The organism is Noviherbaspirillum aerium, assembly GCF_008929045.1.
In the GTDB taxonomy this organism is placed as follows: Bacteria; Pseudomonadota; Gammaproteobacteria; order Burkholderiales; family Burkholderiaceae_D; genus Noviherbaspirillum; species Noviherbaspirillum aerium.
This window is the reverse complement of record NZ_VFAH01000016.1, coordinates 1-21,440: the sequence shown is the minus strand read 5'-3', so window position 1 is coordinate 21,440 and position 21,440 is coordinate 1. Positions and strand designations below refer to the sequence as shown.

24 protein-coding genes, 2 tRNA genes and 1 pseudogene are annotated in these 21,440 nt (G+C 59.2%); 12 read left to right on the top strand and 15 right to left on the bottom strand.

The genetic code is table 11. The features are described 5' to 3' along the window. The first annotated feature begins 3 nt into the window (after nucleotides 1-3). Nucleotides 4-975, top strand: a complete 972-nt coding sequence (locus FH061_RS20310) for a tripartite tricarboxylate transporter substrate binding protein (protein ID WP_151637662.1) — start codon at nucleotides 4-6, stop codon at nucleotides 973-975. A 186-nt stretch (nucleotides 976-1,161) separates the two neighbouring features. Here FH061_RS20310 and FH061_RS20305 read toward each other — a convergent pair whose 3' ends face one another. Then, a complete protein-coding gene (locus FH061_RS20305; RefSeq protein WP_151637661.1) occupies nucleotides 1,162-2,040 on the bottom strand; it encodes a LysR family transcriptional regulator in 879 nt (292 codons plus the stop codon). 120 nt (nucleotides 2,041-2,160) lie between these two features. Here FH061_RS20305 and FH061_RS20300 point away from each other — a divergent pair, with 120 nt between their 5' ends. The 3 genes from FH061_RS20300 (at nucleotide 2,161) to FH061_RS20290 (ending at nucleotide 4,386) form a co-directional block, all read left to right on the top strand. Then, entirely contained in the window at nucleotides 2,161-2,583 is a 423-nt protein-coding gene (locus FH061_RS20300; RefSeq protein WP_151637660.1) for a VOC family protein, read from the top strand. Between the two features lie 27 nt (nucleotides 2,584-2,610). After that, a complete protein-coding gene (locus FH061_RS20295) occupies nucleotides 2,611-3,312 on the top strand; it encodes a fumarylacetoacetate hydrolase family protein (protein WP_151637659.1) in 702 nt (233 codons plus the stop codon). Between the two features lie 138 nt (nucleotides 3,313-3,450). Then, the gene (locus FH061_RS20290) at nucleotides 3,451-4,386 is read left to right on the top strand and encodes a dihydrodipicolinate synthase family protein (protein WP_151637658.1); all 936 of its coding nucleotides are present in this window, start codon (nucleotides 3,451-3,453) and stop codon (nucleotides 4,384-4,386) included. A 37-nt stretch (nucleotides 4,387-4,423) separates the two neighbouring features. Here FH061_RS20290 and FH061_RS20285 read toward each other — a convergent pair whose 3' ends face one another. Beyond that, nucleotides 4,424-5,062: a flavin reductase family protein gene (locus tag FH061_RS20285; RefSeq protein WP_151637657.1), complete on the bottom strand. Its 639-nt coding sequence runs from the start codon at nucleotides 5,060-5,062 to the stop codon at nucleotides 4,424-4,426. A gap of 217 nt (nucleotides 5,063-5,279) precedes the next feature. Here FH061_RS20285 and FH061_RS20280 point away from each other — a divergent pair, with 217 nt between their 5' ends. The 6 genes from FH061_RS20280 to FH061_RS20255 all read left to right on the top strand — a co-directional run bounded on the left by FH061_RS20280 (nucleotide 5,280) and on the right by FH061_RS20255 (nucleotide 10,722). Then, nucleotides 5,280-5,489, top strand: coding sequence for a dodecin (locus FH061_RS20280; protein WP_151637656.1), 210 nt, complete (start codon nucleotides 5,280-5,282; stop codon nucleotides 5,487-5,489). 357 nt (nucleotides 5,490-5,846) lie between these two features. Then, nucleotides 5,847-6,806, top strand: coding sequence for a hydroxymethylglutaryl-CoA lyase (locus tag FH061_RS20275; protein ID WP_151637655.1), 960 nt, complete (start codon nucleotides 5,847-5,849; stop codon nucleotides 6,804-6,806). Further along, nucleotides 6,803-8,041, top strand: coding sequence for a CaiB/BaiF CoA transferase family protein (locus tag FH061_RS20270; RefSeq protein WP_151637654.1), 1,239 nt, complete (start codon nucleotides 6,803-6,805; stop codon nucleotides 8,039-8,041). Before FH061_RS20275 ends, FH061_RS20270 begins: the two co-directional genes overlap by 4 nt. 63 nt (nucleotides 8,042-8,104) lie before the next feature. Further along, nucleotides 8,105-8,629: a gamma carbonic anhydrase family protein gene (locus FH061_RS20265; RefSeq protein WP_151637653.1), complete on the top strand. Its 525-nt coding sequence runs from the start codon at nucleotides 8,105-8,107 to the stop codon at nucleotides 8,627-8,629. Between the two features lie 47 nt (nucleotides 8,630-8,676). Further along, nucleotides 8,677-9,651: a Bug family tripartite tricarboxylate transporter substrate binding protein gene (locus FH061_RS20260; protein WP_151637652.1), complete on the top strand. Its 975-nt coding sequence runs from the start codon at nucleotides 8,677-8,679 to the stop codon at nucleotides 9,649-9,651. Nucleotides 9,652-10,257: 606 nt separating this feature from the next. Further along, on the top strand, nucleotides 10,258-10,722 hold the full coding sequence (locus tag FH061_RS20255) for an MgtC/SapB family protein (RefSeq protein WP_151637651.1): 465 nt from the start codon (nucleotides 10,258-10,260) through the stop codon (nucleotides 10,720-10,722). A 215-nt stretch (nucleotides 10,723-10,937) separates the two neighbouring features. Here FH061_RS20255 and FH061_RS31795 read toward each other — a convergent pair. From FH061_RS31795 to FH061_RS20220, 7 genes and pseudogenes are all read right to left on the bottom strand, one after another. Then, nucleotides 10,938-11,180, bottom strand: a pseudogene (locus FH061_RS31795) (porin); the annotation flags it as partial. Nucleotides 11,181-11,259: 79 nt separating this feature from the next. Beyond that, nucleotides 11,260-11,604, bottom strand: a complete 345-nt coding sequence (locus FH061_RS20245) for a hypothetical protein (protein ID WP_151637650.1) — start codon at nucleotides 11,602-11,604, stop codon at nucleotides 11,260-11,262. A gap of 255 nt (nucleotides 11,605-11,859) precedes the next feature. Beyond that, nucleotides 11,860-12,195, bottom strand: a complete 336-nt coding sequence (locus FH061_RS30600) for a BON domain-containing protein (protein WP_192805160.1) — start codon at nucleotides 12,193-12,195, stop codon at nucleotides 11,860-11,862. A gap of 330 nt (nucleotides 12,196-12,525) precedes the next feature. Continuing rightward, nucleotides 12,526-12,999, bottom strand: coding sequence for a hypothetical protein (locus tag FH061_RS20235; RefSeq protein ID WP_151637648.1), 474 nt, complete (start codon nucleotides 12,997-12,999; stop codon nucleotides 12,526-12,528). Between the two features lie 193 nt (nucleotides 13,000-13,192). Beyond that, the gene (locus FH061_RS20230) at nucleotides 13,193-13,663 is read right to left on the bottom strand and encodes a hypothetical protein (RefSeq protein WP_151637647.1); all 471 of its coding nucleotides are present in this window, start codon (nucleotides 13,661-13,663) and stop codon (nucleotides 13,193-13,195) included. A gap of 174 nt (nucleotides 13,664-13,837) precedes the next feature. After that, the gene (locus tag FH061_RS20225) at nucleotides 13,838-14,116 is read right to left on the bottom strand and encodes a hypothetical protein (protein WP_151637646.1); all 279 of its coding nucleotides are present in this window, start codon (nucleotides 14,114-14,116) and stop codon (nucleotides 13,838-13,840) included. A 77-nt stretch (nucleotides 14,117-14,193) separates the two neighbouring features. Continuing rightward, the gene (locus FH061_RS20220; RefSeq protein WP_151637645.1) at nucleotides 14,194-14,547 is read right to left on the bottom strand and encodes a hypothetical protein; all 354 of its coding nucleotides are present in this window, start codon (nucleotides 14,545-14,547) and stop codon (nucleotides 14,194-14,196) included. A 306-nt stretch (nucleotides 14,548-14,853) separates the two neighbouring features. Here FH061_RS20220 and FH061_RS20215 point away from each other — a divergent pair, with 306 nt between their 5' ends. After that, nucleotides 14,854-15,942 carry an integron integrase gene (locus FH061_RS20215; RefSeq protein WP_151637644.1) on the top strand — a complete coding sequence of 363 codons (1,089 nt, stop codon included), beginning with the start codon at nucleotides 14,854-14,856 and terminating at the stop codon, nucleotides 15,940-15,942. 86 nt (nucleotides 15,943-16,028) lie between these two features. On the opposite strand, the gene FH061_RS20210 is transcribed toward FH061_RS20215, so the two are convergent. The 5 genes from FH061_RS20210 to FH061_RS20190 all read right to left on the bottom strand — a co-directional run bounded on the left by FH061_RS20210 (nucleotide 16,029) and on the right by FH061_RS20190 (nucleotide 18,465). Continuing rightward, entirely contained in the window at nucleotides 16,029-16,379 is a 351-nt protein-coding gene (locus tag FH061_RS20210) for a DUF2195 family protein (RefSeq protein ID WP_192805159.1), read from the bottom strand. A gap of 4 nt (nucleotides 16,380-16,383) precedes the next feature. Continuing rightward, a complete protein-coding gene (locus FH061_RS20205) occupies nucleotides 16,384-16,899 on the bottom strand; it encodes a L,D-transpeptidase family protein (protein WP_151637642.1) in 516 nt (171 codons plus the stop codon). Between the two features lie 666 nt (nucleotides 16,900-17,565). Further along, nucleotides 17,566-17,641 (bottom strand) — tRNA-Thr (locus FH061_RS20200). A gap of 3 nt (nucleotides 17,642-17,644) precedes the next feature. Beyond that, a tRNA-Asn gene (locus tag FH061_RS20195) sits at nucleotides 17,645-17,720 on the bottom strand. A 244-nt stretch (nucleotides 17,721-17,964) separates the two neighbouring features. Further along, nucleotides 17,965-18,465 (bottom strand): phasin family protein, encoded by a 501-nt coding sequence (locus tag FH061_RS20190; RefSeq protein WP_151637641.1) that lies wholly within the window; start codon nucleotides 18,463-18,465, stop codon nucleotides 17,965-17,967. An 894-nt stretch (nucleotides 18,466-19,359) separates the two neighbouring features. Between FH061_RS20190 and FH061_RS20185 the strand changes: the two genes are divergently transcribed. Further along, nucleotides 19,360-20,535, top strand: coding sequence for a carbohydrate-binding protein (locus FH061_RS20185; protein WP_192805158.1), 1,176 nt, complete (start codon nucleotides 19,360-19,362; stop codon nucleotides 20,533-20,535). A gap of 212 nt (nucleotides 20,536-20,747) precedes the next feature. Here FH061_RS20185 and FH061_RS20180 read toward each other — a convergent pair. After that, nucleotides 20,748-21,440 (bottom strand): succinate dehydrogenase iron-sulfur subunit (locus FH061_RS20180; RefSeq protein WP_151636289.1); only part of this gene is annotated, 693 nt, incomplete at its 5' end.

Here is a 21,440-nt window from a genome sequence, read left to right as displayed (position 1 = left end):
AAAATGAAACAGTTGATGATGAAGGCCCTGTTGGGCAGTGCGGTATTGGGTGCGGCTTTCGGAGCGCTTGCCGCCGACGCGTATCCGAGCAAGCCCATCAAGTGGGTGGTGCCCTTTACGCCCGGCGGCGCCATGGACACCATGGCGCGCACGCTGGGCGAAAAAATGTCGCAGAGCATGAAGCAGCCGATCATTATCGAAAACCGGCCCGGCGCGGGCGGCGTGGTGGGATCGTCCGCCGTCGCCAAGTCCGAGCCGGACGGCTACACGATGATGATCGTGTCGATCGGTCATGCGGTGAACCCGAGCCTGTACGCCAAACTCGCCTACGATCCGGTCAAGGATTTCGAGCCGGTCAGCCTGGTAGGCATCGTGCCCAACGTCTTGGTGGTCAATCCATCGGTAAAGGCGAACAACGTCGCCGAACTGGTCGACCTCGCAAAGCAGCAGCCCGGCAAACTCACGTTTGCGTCCGCCGGCAGCGGCACGACCATTCATCTGGCCGGCGAACTGTTTGCCTCCATGGCCAACGTCGACATCCTCCACGTCCCCTACAAGGGAAGTGCGCCGGCGGTCACCGATCTCATGGGCCGGCAGGTCGACATGATGTTCGACTCGGTCTCATCCGCCAAGCCCTACATCGATGCCGGTCGCCTGAAACCCCTCGCCGTCACCACCAGCAAGCGTTCCAGCGTGTTGCCGAACGTGCCGACCGTTGCGGAAGCGGGCATCAAGGGTTATGAGCTCAGCGGCTGGTATGCCGTGTTCGTCCCCGCCAAGACGCCGCAGCCTGTCGTCAACCGCATCAACGAGGAATTGGTGAAGGCGCTCGGGCAGCCGGATGTGAAGGCGAGATTCGCGCAGATCGGCGCGGAGCCGGTCGGTTCTTCCCCCGCGGAACTCGGCAAATACCTGAAGTCGGAAACGGCGAAATGGTCCGAGATCGTCAAGGCCCGCAATATCAAGGCGGACTGATTGCATCGGCGAAGCGGGAGCGCGCCCGGCTTTCGCGGATCCCGGTTCGATGGCCGCCGCTGCTCTGCCACCTCTGCTGCGTCAGGCATCGAGACATCTGCAAGAACCGGGGCATGATGCATCGACATGATCCGCCGGGACCTGCAAGCCTTCGAGTCGTGTTGAGAAACTGCCGAGGGCGGCTTTCTAATCCCCAATCACGAACCGTGCTTCTTCGCGCAGGCTTTCGATCAGCAAGGCGATCGGCTCCCGCCTGAGCGCCGACACCCTGACCAGCACGCCGATGTCCCGCGTCAGCGGCCGGCCGGGCAGGGGCAGCACGGCAATGCCCCTGGTGGCCGCGAGCGGCACCAGGCTGCCGGGAATGATGGCCCACCCCAGGCCTTCGCTGACCATCTCGAGGATGACCGACGGTTCATCCAGCTCCATGCCGTCCTGCACCCAGAGGCGGTGCTGCTTCAGGTAGCGGTCGACGAGCTGGCCGCCATAGGAGTTGCGGTTGTAGCGGACGAAGGGCAGCCTGGCCGCCAGCTGCTCCAGATCCCGCGGCCAGCCGTCCGGCACAACGATCACATACGCTTCCTCCACCAGCAGAATCCACTTCAGGTCCGACGGAATGCCCAGGCGCGGCTTGATGATGACCGCGATGTCCAGCTCCCGCGCGTCGACCTGGGTCAGCAATTGGGTCGACATGCCAGGCACGATGTTGATATGCACCTGGGGAAAGTGCGAGCGGAAGCGATGCAGGGCTTTCGGCAGCAGCGCCGACTGCACGGTGGAAATGGCGCCCAGATCGATGGGCCGCCGGTCGGCCGCCCGGGCGCCGCCGCCTTTCATGCGGTCGTAGAGTTCCAGCATATGAATGGCGTCGGGCAACAATGCCTGTCCCGCATCGCTGAGGGAAACCGACTTGCCCGTTCTCTCGAACAGCACGGTGCCAAATTCCTCTTCCAGCTTGCGTATCTGGATGCTGACCGCCGATTGCGTCAGGCCGAGCTGCATGCCGGCGGCGGAAAAGGAGGAAGTGCGGGCGGCGACGACGAAGGTGCGTAGGTAGCGCAGCATGTATAAAAAAGTTTTATGCCAAGACTGAAAATGTTTCGTTTCATATTAAAGATTCGCTTTACTATAATCAATCGGCAACTTCGCGATCGCCCCTGATCTTTTCGTATCGAAGGACTCTTCATGCCAGCCATCCCGCTCTTCCATCTCGCCTTTCCGGTCAATGATCTGGCGGAAGCGCGCCGCTTCTACGGCGACCTGCTGCAATGCCCGGAAGGCCGCAGTTCGGATGAATGGGTGGATTTCAATTTCCACGGACACCAGCTTGTCGCGCATCTCGTGGAAGCCGGCAGCCGGCAGGAACCGACCAACGAGGTAGACGGCAAGCAAGTGCCGGTGCGCCATTTCGGCGCGATTCTGCCGATGGAGCAATGGGAAGCGCTGGCCGCCAGGCTGCGCAATGCCGGCATCGACTTCGTGATCGAACCCTATGTCCGCTTCCAGGGGGAAGTGGGAGAACAGGCGACCATGTTCTTTCTCGACCCGTCGGGCAATGCGCTTGAATTCAAGGCATTCGGCGATATCAGCCAGGTCTTCGCCACATAAGCATCCAACTCCTTCAAGGAACCACCCATGTCCGATTACGTCATCGCACCTCCCGCGCAGGCCTCCATTGCAGTGAGTGGCAGCCAGCAGCGCTTCCCGATCCGCCGCGTGTTCTGCGTCGGCCGCAACTATGAAGCGCATGCCCGCGAAATGGGCAATGACCCGACGCGCGAGCCGCCGTTCTTTTTCATGAAGCCGGCCGATGCCGTCGTGCCGGCGGAAGGCACGCTGCCGTATCCGCCGCTGACGGAAGACCTGCATCATGAAATCGAGATGGTGGTGGCCGTCGGCAAGGCCGGCGTCAACCTCGATGCTGCCGATGCGCTCGATGTGGTCTGGGGCTACGGCGTCGGCGTCGATCTGACGCGCCGCGACCTGCAGAACGTCGCCAAGAAAATGAGCCGGCCATGGGACTGGGCCAAGGGCTTCGATGCCTCCGGCCCGTGCGGCGCCATCGTGCCGGTCGAGCGCACCGGCCATCCGCAGGCTGGCCGCGTCTGGCTCGCCGTCAACGGCGACGTGCGCCAGGAAGGCGATCTGAACGAACTGATTTGGCCGGTGGCCGACGTGCTGGCCTACATCTCGCAAAGCGTGGCGCTGGCCCCGGGCGACCTGATCTTCACCGGCACGCCGGCCGGCGTCGGCCCGCTGCAGCCGGGCGATCGCGTCACCGGCGGCGTGGCGGGCGTCGCCGAGATCGCTTTCACGATGGGGCAGCGGCCTGCCTGATCGCCGGCCGGCATCACCGGCATCACCGGTATTGAAGGCATTCCCGCCGACATCTGCTCAACGCCCGCCATGAAGCATTCAGGCCCGGCAAGGTAATCAAGGCGAATGCAGGCACCAATGCCGCAACAAGGAGCTCACATGAAGACACTGGACACATCGGCGAAGGGCGTCTACCTGATCGCCGTCACGCCCTTCCGCGACAATGGCGAACTCGATCTGGAAAGCACCGACCGCATGGTCGATTTCTACCTCGACAAGGGTGCCACCGGACTGACCATCCTCGGCATCATGGGCGAAGCCACCAAGCTGACCGCCGATGAATCCCGCGTCTTCGTCAAGCGGGTGCTGGCTCGGGTTGGCGGCCGGGTGCCGGTGATCGTCGGCGCATCGGCGCCGGGCTTCGCGCCGATGCGCGAGCTGACGGCGAGCGTGATGGACATGGGCGCCTCGGGCGTCATGGTGGCGCCGCCTTCCACCGTGCGCACCGACGACCAGATCGCCGCCTACTTCGACATGGTCAATGAAACGCTCGGTGCCGACGTGCCCTGGTGCCTGCAGGACCATCCGGTATCGACCGGGGTGCAGATGTCGACCAGCGTGATCCTGCGCATACTGAAGAATTCCCCCAGCTGCGTCATGCTCAAGCATGAGGACATGCCGGGTCTTGCCAAGCTGAGCGCCATCCGCGCCGCGAGCGAGCGCGGCGACACCAGGCGCATCTCCATTCTCACCGGCAATGGCGGCGGCCTGTTCCTGCCGGAGGAAATGACGCGCGGCGCCGACGGCGCGATGACCGGCTTCGCCTATCCGGAAATGATGGTCGGCGTGGTCAATGCCCATGCCGCCGGCGACATCGAACGCGCGCATGACATCTTCGATGCCTACCTGCCGCTGGCGCGCTACGAACAGCAGCCCAACATCGGCCTCGCGGTGCGCAAGCACATCATGGCCGGGCGCGGCGTGATCGCCTCGGCGGCGGTGCGCAAGCCCGGACCGAAACTGTCGCCGGCCGATATCGCCGATATCGAGCGGCTGACCAGGCGCCAGGAAAAGCGGCTGCGCGACATCCAGTGACGCAGGCGCGCAGCCATGCCGATTTGGGGGAGAGGCATTACCCCGGCGGCTGCGGAGCCTTGGGCCTGTACATCTTGAACTTGGCGCTTGCGTCGATGGCGAAATAATCGGCCGGTCCGCCGCCGCGCAGGATCGGCTGTGCCGCGGCGGTGTCGTATATGCCCTCCACGAGCAGGTGCCTGGCGATATGCACGCCCACCACTTCCCCCAGCACCAGGAATGAGTCGATCGATCCGCCCTGCGCATCTTTCAGCTGGATGATCTGGGTCAGCTTGCACTCGAAGGAGACCGGGCTTTCCGCCACGCGCGGCACGGCGATGTTGCGCGAAGCCACCGGCGTCAGATCGGCCAGTGCAAACTCGTCCACTTCCGGCCCGACCGCGGTGCAACTGATGTTCATCGCTTCCGCCAGGGGCTGCGTCGCCAGGTTCCATGCGAATTCGCCGGTCTCTTCGACATTGCGCAGGCTGTCCTTGCGCCCGATGCTGGAGAAGCCGATGATGGGCGGCACATAATTGAAGCCGTTGAAGAAGCTGTACGGCGCCAGGTTGAGGTTGCCGGCGGCGCTGCGCGAGGAAATCCATCCGATCGGACGCGGCCCCACGATGGCGTTGAATGGATCATGCGGCAATCCATGACCGGCTTTCGGCTCATAGAAGTGAATATCTTCGTTCACGGTAAAGATTTCCTGAGTTAATTTATCTGCGCTTGCAGGAAGCGGCTTGCCTCACCGCGATATTTTACGGGAATGGCGTTTTTTGATTTTTTGCGGCGCTTTGGTCCATGTTGATCCAGCTCTGGACATGTGCAATTGCCGTTGGCAGGAACGTTCGCGGTGCGAGAATGGAAACCGCATTCATTCAATCCGATGTCGAAACACTCAAGGAGACTTCATGTCCGCGCATACCTACAAACTGATTGAACTGGTCGGCTCCTCTCCCAACGGTTCGGACGAGGCAATCCAGAACGCCATCGCGAAAGCATCCCAGACGATCAAGCACCTGGACTGGTTCGAGGTGGTTCAGACGCGAGGCCATATCGTCGATGGAAAGGTCGCGCATTTCCAGGTCACCCTCAAGGCGGGTTTCCGTATCGAAGACTAGCCTGTTCCGGGGCGAAGGTATTCAACAATATGCCGCAAGGAGGAACGGCGGCAAGGCAGTTGAACTCAAGCCCATGGTTGAGTGATGATTGCCTCTGCTCACTGTTTCCAGGCTGATATTCTCGCCATGGATGTCGAGGCGGCCGGTGCCCATGCATCGGCCGCTTTTTTATTCCCGCGGGAGAACAAGGCATTTATCCATTCAGCCATCGCGATCCGCGATGGACGGCATTCCCAATTACCGCTTTTTGCGCGATTGCTTAATCGATATGCTGTTTTCCATTCGAGGACGGAATGCCTCCGTTCCCGCCGCTTCATCATCCGCTCCTTCGATTCCTCGACTTAGGAAAACCCTTCGATGTCAATCCGGAAACAACATGTCACCGTTCAGGAAGTCGGCTTGCGCGACGGCCTGCAAAGCATTTCCGCCGTCATGCCCACCAGCGAAAAGAAGCGCTGGATCGATGCCGAATATGCAGCCGGCGTGCGACACATGGAAGTCGCCTCCTTCGTGCCGGCCAGGCTGCTGCCGCAAATGGCCGATGCGGCCGACGTGATCGCTCATGCGCTTAGCTATCCCGACCTCACGGTGACTGCGCTGGTGCCGAATCTCAAGGGCGCCGAAAGGGCATTCGAAGCGGGCGTGCATCGCATCGTCGCGCCGATCTCGGTCAGCTCCGCGCACAGCATGGCAAACGTGCGCAAGACGCCGCTCGACATGGTGGCCGAGTTCGCCCGCATTGCCGAATTGCGCCAAGCCATGGGCATGCAGGGCAGGACGAAGCTGATTGCCGGCCTGTCGACCGTGTTCGGCTGCACGCTGCAGGGCGACGTGCCGCTGGAGGACGTGCGCGAGATCGTGCTGCGGGTGCTCGACATCGATTGCGACATCATCGCGCTGGCCGACACCACCGGCCATGCCACGCCCGGCCAGGTCGAACGCTTCTTCGGCGCACTGAAGCCGCTCGCCGAGGACAAGCTGACCGTCGCCCATTTCCACGACACGCGCGGAATGGCGCTGCCCAATACCATGGTGGCGCTCAGGCACGGCATCTTCGAATTCGACGCATCGCTCGCCGGTCTCGGCGGCTGTCCGCATGCTCCCGGCGCGACCGGCAACGTCGCCACCGAAGACCTGGTCTTCATGCTGGAGAGCCTGGGTTACCACACCGGGATCGATGTCGAAAAACTGCTGGCCGCGCGCTCGATCATCAGGGAGTCGCTGCCGGACGAGGCGCTGTACGGCTCGCTGGCGCGCGCCGGCCTGCCCAAGGGCTACACCAAACCGACATTGGAAACAGAAGAGGTAGCAGCATGAGCAAGCAAGATAGCAAGCAAGACAGCGGGCAGCGTGGACGGCAATCCGGCGGGCGCCTGCCGCTGACCGGCATCCGCGTGGTCGAGATCACGCACATGGTGATGGGCCCGACCTGCGGCATGATCCTGGGCGATCTCGGTGCCGACGTCATCAAGGTGGAACCGCCCAAGGGCGACAATACCCGCCGCCTGCTCGGCGCCGGCGCCGGCTTCTTTCGCACCTTCAACCGCAACAAGAAGAGCGTCGCGCTCGACACCAATACCGAAGAAGGCCGCGAAGCGGTGCGCAGGCTGGTCGACACTGCCGACGTGTTCATCGAAAACTTCAAGCCGGGCCGCATGAAGGATCTGGGACTGGATTACGACACGCTGCGCAAGCGCAATCCGCGCCTGATCTACGTGTCGCACAAGGGCTTTCTGAAAGGCCCGTACGAGAACCGCCTGGCGCTGGATGAAGTCGTGCAGATGATGGCCGGTCTCGCCTACATGACCGGCCCGGTCGGCCGCCCGCTGCGCGCCGGCAGCTCGGTCAATGACATCATGGGCGGCATGTTCGGGGCCATCGGCGTGCTGGCCGCGCTCAATGAACGCTGGAGCACCAACGCCGGCAAGGAAGTGCAGAGCGCGCTGTTCGAGAACTGCGTGCTGCTGTCGGCCCAGCACATGCAGCAGTATGTGGTGACCGGCGAAGCGGCCGCGCCCATGCCGGAGCGCATCAGCGCCTGGGCGGTGTACGACGTCTTTGAACTGGCCAACCAGGAGCAGCTGTTCATTGCCGCCACCGGCGACGCGCAATGGCAGGCGCTGTGCCGCCTGATCGGCCGCGACGACCTGCTGGCCGACCCGAAGCTGGCGACCAACAACCAGCGTGTCGTGGTGCGCCCGTGGCTGCTGTCGACCTTGCGTGAAACCCTGCGCGGCTTCGATGCCGGGACGCTGGCGCCGCAACTGGAAGCGAGCAACATTCCATTCGCCTCCATCGTGCGCCCCGAACAGCTGTTCGACGACCAGCATCTGATTCAGAGCGGCGGGCTGACCAGGCTGACGCTGGAAGACGGTTCGCAGACCGACATGCCGCTGCTGCCGATCGCGCTCGATGGCGAGCGTCTCAAGCCGCGCCGCGCCATCCCGAAAATCGGCGAGCACACCGATGAAGTGCTGCGCGAGCTCGGCTTTTCGGAAGAGCAGATCGCGGCGCTGCACAGCGTGCCCGTCAAGGCCCGCGAAGCGGCCTGAACGCAGCAACAAGCAGGATGCAGCATAGGTAAAGCAAGAGGCACGCAGCCCAAGGAGCGAGACATGGCAATCTACAAGATCGGCGAGCGCACGCCGCAGATCGATGACAGCAGCTTCGTCGCGGAGAACGCGGCGGTGATCGGCGACGTCCATCTTCACGGCAACGCCAGCGTCTGGCCGGGCGCGGTGCTGCGTGGCGACAATGAGCCGATCACTGTCGGCGAGAACAGCAACATCCAGGAAGGCGCGGTACTGCATGCCGATCCCGGCTATCCGCTGAACATCGGGCGCAACGTCACCGTCGGCCACCAGGCGATGCTGCACGGCTGCACCATCGGCGAAGGATCGCTGATCGGCATCCAGGCCGTCATCCTGAACGGCGCGGTCATCGGGCGCAACTGCCTGGTCGGTGCCGGCGCGATCATCACCGAAGGCAAGCAGTTCCCGGACAATTCGCTGATCGTCGGCGCGCCGGCGAAAGTCATTCGCGAGCTGAGCGAGGGAGCCATCGCCAACATGGCGAAGAATACGGCGAGCTATGTGGAGCGCGGCGCTTACCTCAAGCAACACCTTGTCCGCATCGATTGATATCAACAAATTCCGAGCTACCAAATCAGACAGTTGGAGACAGTATCATGAACAGCATCTCATCCAGGCGCCGCGCTGTCGCGGCCATCCTTGCATTGTCGGCGGCGCTGCCTTTCCCGTCGTTTGCGCAGGGCGACAAGACGGTCCGCATGATCGTTCCGAACGCGCCGGGCTCCAGCGTCGATGCGCTCTCCCGCACCGTCGGCGACAAGCTGGCCAGGGCGGCCGGCGGCAACATCGTCATCGAGAATCTTCCCGGCGCCGGCGGCGTTCCGGGAACCGCGCAACTGACGCGCGCGGCGAAAGACGGACTGACGCTCGGCATGGTGTCCAACAACCATGTGGTCAACCCCAGCCTGTACAAGAAAATTCCTTACGATGCGATCAAGGACATCACGCCGATCACCGTCGTCGCCGGCTCGCCCTTCGTGCTGGTTGCCCATCCCTCGGTGCAAGCCAGGGATCTGAAGGAACTGGTCGCGCTGGCCAAGGCCAACAACGGCGAACTGACCATCGGCTCCTCGGGCAACGGCACCATCCTGCATCTGGCCGCGGAAGCGCTGCAGAGCGAGGCCGGCATCAAGCTGCGCCATGTCCCCTACAAGGGCACGGGCCAGCTGACCACAGACCTGCTTGGCGGCCAGATCCAGCTGGCGTTCCTCGGCGTCACGGGTGCGGCCCAGCATGTGAAGGCCGGCAAGCTGAACGCGATCGGCGTGTCGACCGCCACGCCGTCGCCCCTGCTGCCGAATGCCCTGCCGCTGGCGCAACAGGGCCTGACCAATTTCAACCTGCAGGGCTGGATCGCGCTGATCGGACCGGGCGGCCTGCCGGCGCCGATGGTGAGCAAGCTGTACAACGACACCAAGGCGCTGCTGGGCACGAAGGAAGTGCAGGACGCGCTCACTGCGCAAGGTTTCACGCCGATGGGTACCGCCCCCGACGCGACCGCCGCGCTGTTTCAGAACGAGCTGACCCGCTATGCCAAGCTCATCAAGCAGTCGGGCATGACAATTGACTGATAGTAGGCGCACGGCCTTCAACCGGTCCTCAACCAGCCTCAAGCGGTATTGAAATTATCCTCAGATAACTTTCACTTGGCGGAGTCGTGCGCCGGCGCGGCTCCGCAATTCAGTTTGCGTCTTGCCTGAGATAAGAAACGTATTTTGCAGCGCAAAAAAAATTGAGCCCAATCAAAGGCCGAACAATTCTCTGCATCGAAAAGAATCTTTGAAGCGTAGCGGGGTCTACCAGGAATTGCGGGTGTTAAGCAGTCAATAAGCTGCCTGCATTTCCGGCGGAGGCATCGCGTGAGGCCAAAGGTTTTCGAACTTCTGGTTCATCCAGCGGCTGCACGTTCTTCAAGTGCCAGCATCGCTCGGTCGAGCATTTTCCAAGACATGCCTGTTCATTCCGACAGAACGAGAAAATGTGGCCACCGCATTTCGCGTCAGGGCGAACATGGCAACGTGTTTGGCCATGCGACGACGAGAATGCCGGGACTTCATCATCGTTTCCCGTAACGGCCCCGACCATGCACACCGGATTGCCAGCTTGCCGGAAGGGCATGAGCGCAACTGCTCCCGGCAAGCCATGTCTGTCATTCACCTATGAAAGAGGGAGCTTCAATGCCGTGGCAAGACATCTGGGTCGTCCTGCAGCAGGAATTTTCCGATCTCTCGGATACCGCCGACATCACGCGGGTGACCCTGCGGCTGCTGGTCGCTACCGTCCTGGGCGGAATACTCGGTTACGAACGTGAAGCCGTTGGCGCTTCGGCGGGCCTGCGCACGCACATGATGGTGTCGCTCGGCGCGGCGCTCTTCGTGCTGGTTCCGCTGCAGACCGGCATGGCGGTCGAGGACGTGTCGCGCGTGATCCAGGGACTGGCGGCCGGCATAGGATTCCTCGGGGCGGGCGCCATCATGAAACGCTGGGAAGCCGGAGAGATCCATGGACTGACCACCGCGGCCGGCATATGGCTGACCGCGGCGGTGGGCTGTGCCGCCGGGCTGGGGCATGAAGCGACTGCGGTCCTGAGTACGGCCCTTGCGTTGATCATCTTCTCGCTGCTTCGCATCACCAAGAAGTGATCGTGCGCCGTCCGGCATGGCTCCTGGTCTTCCATCGCCATATCAGAATAAAAAGGCCCGCGTCCCCGGATGCGGGCCTCATCCAACCTCTTCAAGGACAAATCAGAAACGGTGGCGGATGCCCGCATTGATGACCTTGTCGGTCGCTCCCGGACGCGCGGCGAGATAACTGACCGCCGCCTCGTTCGAGGTGCGCGAATAGGCGTGTAGAGATTGGTTCTCTTGGACAGCGCGTAGGTATACGCGAGATTGAGCTGATCGGCATCGGCATTGGCGCGTACCCTGTCGTCCTTTTGCAGATAGGAGACCAGGATGGCATGCGGACCGAAGGGGACGGATGCGCCGATCATGGCATCGCGGGTGTCCAGCGTGCCGACGCCGCGGTTCACCGCATACGCCGCATGCAGGCGTGCCACGCCGAAGTCGTACACGCCGCCAAGCAGGGGCCGGTGAATCATGCTGCAATCCGGAGCGGAACGCGGATGAATGCGGAGATTCTCGCGAACCAATAAGGCGATGGACGGGCTGCCAGCCAATTCAGATAGAGGCGGGCTTGAGCTGCCGCTGGCGTGCGGAAGAATCTGTCCATTTTCCGGTGCGCAGGGCAATGACTTGCGCATTGTGCTGGCGCGCGAGTGCCTGCGCTTCCTCGGTAAATACAGTGCCGACGATGAGCACGCCGTCCTGCGCCGGCTCGCCCATTCTCCGCAAGGCCCGTTCCAGCGGCGCCGACATCACGACGTCCCGTTCGCCGTGGTCGCACAGGATCAGCGTGTAGACGCCGTCCGGGCGCGTTGCCTTCGCCGCGGCGTCGCGGTAGGCCGGTGGAACAGCGTCCCGTATCCGGCTGCCTGGCACCTTCGCTCGAATGTTCGCTTTCATCTGGTTCCTCCGTGTCCGGATTGGACCTCCGAAAGCCTGGGCGATTCCCTGTTCCTTGCTCGGTTGCCTGTGCCGCTGGTATGCGTTGCCAACGGGAAGCCTGGGATCGGCAGGCGCATGGCTTCGCGCTTGGAATGCGGCGAAGCCGCGCCTATGCCATGCAGGCGCCGACGATGAGCGGTTTGATTATCGTGAGGGGGAAGAAAGGCGCTGCGCCGGGCGCGCTCGGCGCCCGGCCATGACGATGACTACGAATTACTTGCAGGTCATGCAGACGATGACCTGATTGTCGACGGCAACCACGCCTGGCACCTTTTTCGCGATGGCCGCTGCTTTCTGGAATGCCGTGACCGACTTCACTTCGCCTTTCAGGCGAACCTTGCCCTGCTCGGCCTCGGGATTGACTCCTGCGGTTTCAGGATCGGCGGCCAGAGCGGTCTTGACGCTCTGGGTGATTGCGGCATCGCCGCTGGGTGTGGACGCGGTAGTCTGCGAACCTGCCTGCGTGGTGCCGGCCTTGCCTCCCATGCCGGCGCAGCCGGCGAACAGGACAGCCGACATCACCAGACCAAGTAAATTTACCGTTTTCATAGAGTTCTCCTTGCTTTGTTGATAGTTTGTCTCTACCGATAATTTACATTGGAATCTGTCTTTCTGCTCGACACGGCTGCTGCTGAAGATCAAGCGTTGTTGCAAGGTCTCACTAAGAGGCATCCTGAAACGTCGGAAATGACCGTTTTCTGGACAAGTGGATGGACCTTGGACGCTATCTAGTAGCTGCCAGATAGCCTGCTGTAGTATGAAAGTTCGATAAGGGAGGAGCGCGACGGCGCGAGTGCACCTGGCGTGATCTACGGACCTAATAAAGTTTCGAATAACCAGTTGCGCGCCGCCTGTGTTCATGGGCGTGTTAAATGAGGATTAGAAGCTGATGTAAGAGACCACAACAAATCCAAGTTTTGGAGAAGCAACGATTGCTGGCGACCCTCTATTTAAGTGAGTGTAGTATCCCCCTTCGTGCCACGCTGCATTTGTGACCGTCTCTATCAATGCACTGTTTGTCGCGCATCCCAAACCACTCCATCTGTTTTTACCCAGCTCAGCATTAGTCCAGAAGGAAGGAAGTGGAGTTTTCTTCCATGGAACATAAGCGTCACTATGGTATCGCGACACTCTTGGGCTCGCACGTTTACTGAAGAATGCGTCTTCATGTTGAAGAATACGCGTTTTTACTTCTTCATTTAGTTTGAATATGGCCACACCACATCTGCCATTGTCTTCTACAACGACCGCAGACTGTGATTCAAATTCAGCTGGCAGCATGCCTACAAAAGGAAACCTCAGCGCGTAGGAGCAACCAAAATATACTGACGTGACGATAAACAAGGCAAGCAAAAGAATCGGCTTGCCTATACTCCTCTTATCGCTTTGAGCTGATGCGGCGTCCCTTTAACGTTCAGGTCGATCCACGCGAAGCGTGGGTGTCGAATGGCGCGTTAGACAAAAGCAGCCGCAATCGCATAGCGCTCAAAGCGACATACTCTTCCGTGCGACTCCAAAACGCCATCTAAAATGTTCAATATGTTGATTACCCAAAACTCACACAGGCTTGTGAGCCGCTTGGATTTGCCAGATGCCACGGATTGCCCTTCACATTGACAAACAGTGTTACGGCCCTCATTCGGTCAGGTGGAGCGAATGCCGATTCCATAGTCGGTTGATTATCTGGTGGTAGGACTTGCACTCGGACAGTGGTATCTGTATCAGTGGTCATGACAAAGCTGAGCGATGTCTGGCCGTTGACAAGATCACTGAGGCAAAAATTATCTATTATTGCGACAAGCGAACCATCACCGGCGAAGGCAATGCGCTGTCCGGATTCCATTGTGAGAGTGGCAGTAGATCCGCCAGAAACGCGTAATGCAGGTGAACTGCTATTTGGCACATTGACTTCAACGAAAAAGGGAGAAGTTGATATCGCTTTTTCGCCATTGTCATCATTACTGCCACCGCAGCCAGCCACTGCAAGGGCTAACAAAATTGCGACTGTCTTATTCATTATGCTTTTCCGAACTACTTGTATAGATAGATGCCACGGTGACATAAGTATCGGTGTGATTAGGCTGCAACCGTTCCGTATCGAAAAGGCGTACCGATGGCGTTGTTGCAAATGAACTCTAACGTTTCGCATAACCAGCGGCCGCGCGGACTGTGTTCATCTACAAGTTAGATGTTATTCGATGGTCCATACTTCCGCTCTTTGCGGGATGGTCTGGCGATTTTCAACCGTTTTGACTCGGATGGTAAGCCGCCGACGAGGATTGAACGTTTCAGGAAGCTGAATGGACTGCACCGTCGCGCTGATGCCGGCACTATTGGGAGTACGGAATTCGGGCTTCTGGCCAAGACAAACGACCACGGGAATTTGTTCGATACTGACGCCACTAGTGACAGTCATATCTCCTTCTGCAAGCTCTGTGATTTGGGAGACATTGAATAGCAAACGTGCCATAGCAATCTAACGTTTCGGATAACCGGCGGCGACGCCGTCGGAGTTCATAACGAAGTTAGACGCACGGCCCGCTATGCTCATAGGTAATCTCCTTCGCAAACGCTGCAACCATGACTGAAATAGCAATGGTGTTTGACGCACCAGGCGGAAACAATTGGATCAGCGGTTTCCTCCGCTACCACCGCAGTTCCTTCAATAAAGCCATTGGGAAGTTCGCCGGTAAGCTTGAGCGCGTCACGATATGGTCGTGTTGATGTGAGCTGAACCTTCCGCCCCTGCGATGCCGCCTGCTTGACCAGTTGATAGATCTGGGGAAGCGGCAGAGGCATCACATCCCCAAGGTGCTGTGCAGCATCGCGGAGATTCTTCGGATCTACCTCTGCCCAAACGGAAAACAATGTTGGATCGTGAAGAATTGGTGCGTTCGTCATGGGCGTCTAACTGTTTCTTGGATGGCGCGATTGTCCGGTATGCAGGCCCGCCTGTCTGATATGCAGCGCCGTTTGATCGCGCGCAAACCGCGTGGGTGGCCAGATTGGCAGCATGGCTGTATGTATGCACAGGTATAAATAATCGTGAAAGACAGCAGCACTGCGGAGACGCCCCAGCCACCCCGGCTGCTTGATCAGTTGCGGCGTTGCATTCGTGACAGGTTTTACAGCCTGCGTACCGAGCGCGCCTATGTGTAATGGTGTCGATGGTATATCCGGTATCACGGCCTCCGCCATCCCAGGGATATGGGGGCGGACGAAATCCGCGCCTTTCTGTCGTATCTGACCAACGAACGCAACGTTTCCAGTTCCACGCACACCCAGGCACTGTGCGCGCTATTGTTTCCCTATAAACAGGTGCTGCACATCGACTTGCCCTGGATCGACGGCGTTTGCCGTCCGCACAAACCGGTGAAACGGCGGACGGTGTTTACCCAGGAAGAAGTACGCATGGTGATCCGCCATATGCAGGGGGTGCATCAACTGATCGCGCGCCTGCTCTATGGCACCGGCATGCGGCTGATGGAATGTGCGCAGTTGCGCGTCAAGGATATCGACTTCACCCGCCGCGAAATCACGGTACGCGCCAGCAAGGGCGGCAAGGACCGCCTCACCATGCCGCCCCTGTCTCTGGTTCAGCCGTTGAAGGACCAGCTCGCCCAAGCCAAATTGTTGTATGAGGCGGACCGGCGCACCGAACGTCCCGGCGTGATGCTGCCGTACGCGCTGGAGCGCAAGTATCCGCAGGACGGCACGCAATGGAAATGGTTCTGGGTGTTCCCGTCCGATCACGAATCGACCGACCCGCGCAGCGGCATCGTGCGCCGTCATCATTTGTATGAACAGACCATCCAGCGCGCGATCAAGCGCGCGGTGGAAGCAGCCACGCTGACTAAACCGGCGTCGACGCATACGTTCCGGCACAGTTTTGCGACCTACCTGCTGGAATCAGGTTATGACATTCGCACCGTGCAGGAACTGTTGGGACACACCGACGTGTCGACCACGATGGTGTTGCGCATGTGCTCAACCGGGGCGGACGCGGGGTCGTGTCGCCGCTGGACACCTTGCCGGCGTCGTGACGTTGGCGCATTCCCGACGATGGTGTGTCCGGTATCGGATTTACTATTGATAACGTGTTTTATCAAGAGTACCCATACACTTTCTCACCGTTTCCGTACGAGTGATCAGCTGCCCGTTGTTTCTCTGCGCAGGCCCTGGCCGAATGCCTTGCGTTCCCTGAGTGCCGCTATCTTTTTCGCATCCATTCCGAGTTCGCGCAGGATGTCCAGCGTATCTGCGGTGGAGGCAGGCTCCAAGTCGGACGGGAGCTGAAAGGAAGTCACGTCCGGCTCCGAGCAGGTTCTTGCCATAGCCCTTCGGACCGAGGCAGAGCGAGCCGCGTAAAGGACGAAGTATTCTTAAGGAGGCCCGGCGCATCCGATACGCAACGATACATCGCTCTGTTTCGAAAACTCTGCGGCTTTTCCGAGATGGAGTTTTTTCTTTTCCGATCGGATGAGATCGAACCGTGCCTGGAGCAACGTCATTCCATCCGTATTCAGCAAAGAATAGGCCGCTGCCGTCGACGTGCATCCGCAGTGTCCTGCCGGTTGAATTATTCTCATATCGGCATCGATGTATACCCTGCCATTGACGGTATAGGGGGCGGACGCGGTCACGGCGACGCATTCCTGGAACAAGTTCTGCACCGGCAGGACGGGAAGGCCGTGCGCATATGCCATCGGGTACAGGATCAGTCCTGCCAACAAGCATTTATGCACGCGTGCCTCCGTTTGTCGGGCGGCCCGATACATACTTTACACGCAGAACGAGATAGCTTTGCCGAGTGGCGCCTGCGTAATGTCTTAGACTATGGAAGAACGTGCCTTCTACTTCTATGCAGCCATGGCTGTATCCCTTGGTGGAATCATGCAGATAGAAACCGCCGCGTGATGGTTTGCAAGCCTGCTGCGTCTTAACGTCGGCAGGCTCCATGCGAGCGCGGTTTTGTCCCCAGTTGGCCCAGAATGGTTCGCACTTTCCGGCAGCCTCTCCGCGCGGATTTTGCTGAATACCCCAAGTCGGGGCTAGATTGCATCGATTGTTGCCGTCGTCTTTTGCTAGTCCTTTTTTCCATAGGAAGACCTTGTAGACTCCTTCCGGAATCGGGCCGTACTCAGGGGTGCATTGATGTGTCGGATGTTGGAATCCTTTGAATCCGGTTGTCGCCTTGAAGCGAACTCCATTCCAATGAAGTCGTTGTCCATCGAGATCCATATGTGCCAACATCCCATTTCCTCTCTCGCAAACGGTTATTTTATTGTATGTTTATTAATAAAATAATTGCAATATTTTATCCGTCTCCGTTGTCGGGAAAATTTCTATCTGTACGGTCCTGACAGGAAGTTCCAAACACTGTTGTGTTAAATGTTCCTGCTTTTCGAAAGCCCTGTTAAAGCCCTGTTCCCCATCAGACTGCGTCAAGGTTGGCCTTGCTGGCAGTAGGCGTCATGCTTGATACAGTTCTTCGTCTTCTTCCAAGGAAGAGGGCCAAGCCGTCTGTCTAGTTGGGCATGGGACGCATACTTCGCCGGCCCCTAACGCAGTGTCAATCGCAAACAAAAAGTGACAGTAGCCCGCCGCCCAAAGATAATTCCGATGGATGTTTGCTACCCTGGTTTGATCCCATACCGGGCCATCCCTACTTTAACTTTGACATTGGCAGTGAAGCATCCTGACTTGCAGAGGCCTTTGACATTGACTTGAACCTGTCACAGTTTCCCATCTTTTTGAACGGCGCCATTTTGCACAATCCCGGAAAATCCTGCGTAATCGGTAGCAGCGAAAAAGCGTTCTTTGCTGCGACATGCTTTTCTTCGACCAAAACGAAAAAGGCCTCAAACCTTTGATTTCATAGGTTTGAGGCCTTATACGTTACGACTGCCAAGTGTTCGGTGGTGCCGCCTGTCTGATTCGAACAGACCACCTGATGATTACAAGTCAACTGCTCTACCAAATGAGCTAAGGCGGCACGTGGCTCCCCGACCTGGACTCGAACCAGGGACCTGCGGATTAACAGTCCGTCGCTCTACCGGCTGAGCTATCAGGGAATGGAGTCGGCATTATAGCGATCATCGCGGCGCCGTCAATAGCCGATCTGACATGAACCATCACCGGCACCGCGAAGACAGGGAATGGGTTGACTGCATCGCTGTCCGCGATGCGGATTTGCGGCGGGCTTATGCGTGGCGGCAGCAGCCTGATGTTTCGCTAACAGGGCTGCTGCTCCTGTTGATGGCTGCCTGCGCAATCGTCCAATGCACTGCAGTCCATTCCCGGACTGAAAAGCATCGATCAGTGCTTGGTGCGAGTGCCCGATTTTTCCGGTTCCACCGCCACGGACGCAACCAGTTTCTCAATCAGGGGCGAGGGTTGGACTTCAGCCTCATGCGGCTTGGTAATCACCGCCGGTGTTTCCACGAAGGCTTCCGCCACCGGCACCGAGGGCTCCTCGGCGGTACTGGAGGACTCTACGGCGCCAAGCACCCGGCGCGGCGAGCCCCAGGTCTCGAGCGCAATGTTGCCCACGTTTTGCCAATATCCCGTGATTTTCTCCACGGAGGATTTGGACTGCTCGCCGATCAGTATCTGGACATCGGCAAGCGACCTTACCTGAAGCGCCTTTTGCAGATCCACTGCCGATTCTTCGACCAGGCGGCGCATCGCCTGGCGGTTCAATTCCTGCAACTGCAAAGTGGCATTCAATAACCTGCCGGTGAATGCCATGACCGGAGCCTGAGAGCCGAAGCTGGTTCGGGGCGCAGAGGAATCGGTGTTGAAAGGGAACATGAACATGATCGTAATCCTTAATCGAGAGAAGCAATGCCACGGCGGTACCGTGCCGTAAGCAGGGAGACGATTACCGACCAGGAACAGTTGAGCCGGTAATGCATGTGCGACAAGCCGTGATTCACAGGCCGACGCAGCAGGAGTAGAGATATTGACAACGGCAAAGTTCCGCCGACTGGCAAATAATTCGCTGCATCGCAGCAAACGAGTCTACAGAGCTGGAGCTGCAGAATGTGAGATGAAAAATGTTGCAGCTGCACCTGTACAACAAAACGAATATTCCGGCCGGTATGTTGGAGGAAGGCAAGGCCGGAAGGTGCGGATGGTGAAAGAGAATCATCGGATGGCATGCAGTCGGATCGCGTGCTCGCGAGGCTGCACGATGGGTAATTGATGGCGTTGGATTCCTCCATGCTGCCGGCAATTCGCCGGCGATTCGCTGACACTTTTCTAACACTTCGGTCGTATAGGCGTTTGCATGGGCGAGTGCTAAGTTAAAACTCCTACCTCACCGGAAGCCGTCATGAAGATGTTGCTATGGACTGCCGTGCCATGCGCCGCGTCATGGATGAGCACCTTCGGAGCGCCGGATGTTTTTGCCCGCACGCCGGCATTCCTGTTCTCCATTACTGTCTTCCGGAAAATCAGTGAATGCATTCTTCCACGGAAACCGTTGCTTGCCGGTGCCGGCCTGTGCATGACTATTGCCAACACACCGTGGAATCCGCTGTCCCGCTTCGGCGGTCAGCGCATATCAGCGCGCAGCAAAGCATGTTCAACCCGATCACGCAGTCGTCTTCCCTGGCCGGCGTGAACAATGAAAGGAGATATTCCAGGAATACCCGAGCGCGGCCCACCATGTTGTATTCATTGATGTTCAATTCGAACGGATGTATCGCCATGAAACTTTCCCAGCTGATGTTATGCGGCGCTGTCGCTGCAATGGTTTCTCCCTGCATTGCCCAGGTCAATACCGCGACCGTGACAAATGAGAATTCGAGCCTGGCGTTTACCCGGGGAGAATCCTCGGCAAGCTTTCCCTTCTCTCTTCCGCAGCGCCTGGAGTGGGTCGTGGATGGCCGGAGAATCCTGGTATATCCATCCAATCCTTCGGTATTCATCAATGTGAACAACCATCTGCATGGCTCCGGCCATGTGGAGCCCTATCAGCTGCATGCTCAGGGCAACGTGCTGGGATACGAAGCCTCGTCGAATCCCAAGGACGTCTCAGGACGAGTCACCGGCGCGATCGTCTACACCGTCAACGGCGGTGCCGCGGGCAGCGGCATCTCGCGAATTTCCGAAAAGGTCGACATCTTCAACAGAAGCGGCGAAGCGATACCGCTGACCCTCGGCGGCCTGGGCTGGAAACCTACCGGCACCGGCGCACATGACCGCAATCTTGAGATCCCCGACATTTCCGGCCTCGATGTCACCGGAACCACGGTCGCGTTCGTACAGGGCAACGGTTACCGTGACCCGCAGGGCGCCGCGCATTCGGGATCGATCGTCGATCGCCCCGAAGCCAACGCCAACTACAGGAATATCGCGGACAATACCAATCCGACATTCGCTTCCGTCACGGTTTATCCCGCATTGTCGTTTTCGGGATTCAATACCTTTAGCCGCAATATCACCTTGCCGGCGGGCGCCACGCTGAGCATGATCACCGAGATCAATGTGAAGAAGAGCACGATCAACGGGCCGATCTATGAGGGAGAAAGCTTCTCGACATCCCAGGGGGTCGTCGTCGAAGGTTCTCATCTTGCGAGCCTGGACAATGGAGACTGGGCCGGATATACCCAGCTGAATTTCGGAACGGGCGCGACGGTTTTCGAAGCCCTGGTTGCCGTCGATCCGCAGTTCGCGAACCAGAAGCTTGAAATCAAGCTGGGCTCGCCGACGGGAACGAAAATCGGTGAGATGATCATGCAGTCAACCGGAAGCTTCGCCAACTTCCAGTGGCAAAGCACCAACCTGAACCAGGTGGTATCGGGTATGCAGGACGTCTATTTTCTCGCGGTGGGAAGTTTCGGCGTTGGCAATGTCGATAAATTCAGGTTTACCGCCAGATGAGCAAGTTGAGGAGCGCTCGCTGCCTGCCATATGCAGCCATGGCATGACGCCGGAAGACACTGGTTTGACGCGTTTCGGGTGCTTTAAAAAAGTAGTGCAGGCACGGAGGCCTGCACTACTGATCTGATGCATTTGTTCATCCCGCCTGGTCAGGCTGAAACCTCATCTGCACGGATGGCAATGCCCCTGAGGGGACATGCGAATCGCGCCGATTACACTGCGCGACGCACCATCAGTTCCTTGATCTTGCCGATGGCGCGCGTCGGATTCAGTCCCTTCGGACAGACATCCACGCAGTTCATGATGGTATGGCAGCGGAACAGGCGGTACGGGTCCTCGAGGTTGTCGAGGCGCTCGCTGGTTGCCTGGTCGCGGCTGTCGGCAATGAAACGATATGCCTGCAGCAGACCCGCCGGTCCCACGAACTTGTCCGGATTCCACCAGAACGACGGACACGACGTCGAGCAGCATGCGCACAGGATGCACTCGTACAGCCCGTCGAGCTCTTCCCGCTCCGCCGGCGTCTGCAGACGCTCCTTCTCCGGCGGAATCGTCTCGTTGATCAGGTACGGCTTGATCGAGTGGTACTGCTTGAAGAACTGCGTCATGTCCACGATCAGGTCGCGGATCACCGGCAGCCCCGGCAGCGGACGCAGCACGATCGGCTCGGTCAGCTCGTTGAGGTTGGTGGTGCAGGCCAGCCCGTTCTTGCCGTTGATGTTCATCGCGTCCGAGCCGCAGACGCCTTCCCGGCAGGAGCGCCGCAGCGCCAGCGAGTCGTCCACGTCGGCCTTGATGCGCTGCAACGCGTCCAGCAGCATCTTGTCGGTGTCCTGCAGCGTCACCGTCAGATCCTGCATGTAAGGCTTGGCGTCCTTGTCCGGATCGTAACGGTAGATCTTGAA

What these genes read in the sequence shown, in the direction of transcription:
- FH061_RS20275 (WP_151637655.1), top strand. Translation starts at nt 5,847, where the DNA reads ATGTCAATCCGGAAACAACATGTCACCGTTCAGGAAGTCGGCTTGCGC.
- FH061_RS20255 (WP_151637651.1), top strand. Translation starts at nt 10,258, where the DNA reads ATGCCGTGGCAAGACATCTGGGTCGTCCTGCAGCAGGAATTTTCCGAT.
- FH061_RS20245 (WP_151637650.1), bottom strand. Translation starts at nt 11,604, where the DNA reads ATGAAAGCGAACATTCGAGCGAAGGTGCCAGGCAGCCGGATACGGGAC.
- FH061_RS20265 (WP_151637653.1), top strand. Translation starts at nt 8,105, where the DNA reads ATGGCAATCTACAAGATCGGCGAGCGCACGCCGCAGATCGATGACAGC.
- FH061_RS20230 (WP_151637647.1), bottom strand. Translation starts at nt 13,663, where the DNA reads ATGAATAAGACAGTCGCAATTTTGTTAGCCCTTGCAGTGGCTGGCTGC.
- FH061_RS20205 (WP_151637642.1), bottom strand. Translation starts at nt 16,899, where the DNA reads ATGTTGGCACATATGGATCTCGATGGACAACGACTTCATTGGAATGGA.
- FH061_RS20280 (WP_151637656.1), top strand. Translation starts at nt 5,280, where the DNA reads ATGTCCGCGCATACCTACAAACTGATTGAACTGGTCGGCTCCTCTCCC.
- FH061_RS20300 (WP_151637660.1), top strand. Translation starts at nt 2,161, where the DNA reads ATGCCAGCCATCCCGCTCTTCCATCTCGCCTTTCCGGTCAATGATCTG.
- FH061_RS30600 (WP_192805160.1), bottom strand. Translation starts at nt 12,195, where the DNA reads ATGAAAACGGTAAATTTACTTGGTCTGGTGATGTCGGCTGTCCTGTTC.
- FH061_RS20310 (WP_151637662.1), top strand. Translation starts at nt 4, where the DNA reads ATGAAACAGTTGATGATGAAGGCCCTGTTGGGCAGTGCGGTATTGGGT.
- FH061_RS20270 (WP_151637654.1), top strand. Translation starts at nt 6,803, where the DNA reads ATGAGCAAGCAAGATAGCAAGCAAGACAGCGGGCAGCGTGGACGGCAA.
- FH061_RS20290 (WP_151637658.1), top strand. Translation starts at nt 3,451, where the DNA reads ATGAAGACACTGGACACATCGGCGAAGGGCGTCTACCTGATCGCCGTC.
- FH061_RS20305 (WP_151637661.1), bottom strand. Translation starts at nt 2,040, where the DNA reads ATGCTGCGCTACCTACGCACCTTCGTCGTCGCCGCCCGCACTTCCTCC.
- FH061_RS20220 (WP_151637645.1), bottom strand. Translation starts at nt 14,547, where the DNA reads ATGACGAACGCACCAATTCTTCACGATCCAACATTGTTTTCCGTTTGG.
- FH061_RS20295 (WP_151637659.1), top strand. Translation starts at nt 2,611, where the DNA reads ATGTCCGATTACGTCATCGCACCTCCCGCGCAGGCCTCCATTGCAGTG.
- FH061_RS20190 (WP_151637641.1), bottom strand. Translation starts at nt 18,465, where the DNA reads ATGTTCATGTTCCCTTTCAACACCGATTCCTCTGCGCCCCGAACCAGC.
- FH061_RS20225 (WP_151637646.1), bottom strand. Translation starts at nt 14,116, where the DNA reads ATGGCACGTTTGCTATTCAATGTCTCCCAAATCACAGAGCTTGCAGAA.
- FH061_RS20260 (WP_151637652.1), top strand. Translation starts at nt 8,677, where the DNA reads ATGAACAGCATCTCATCCAGGCGCCGCGCTGTCGCGGCCATCCTTGCA.
- FH061_RS20215 (WP_151637644.1), top strand. Translation starts at nt 14,854, where the DNA reads ATGGGGGCGGACGAAATCCGCGCCTTTCTGTCGTATCTGACCAACGAA.
- FH061_RS20185 (WP_192805158.1), top strand. Translation starts at nt 19,360, where the DNA reads ATGAAACTTTCCCAGCTGATGTTATGCGGCGCTGTCGCTGCAATGGTT.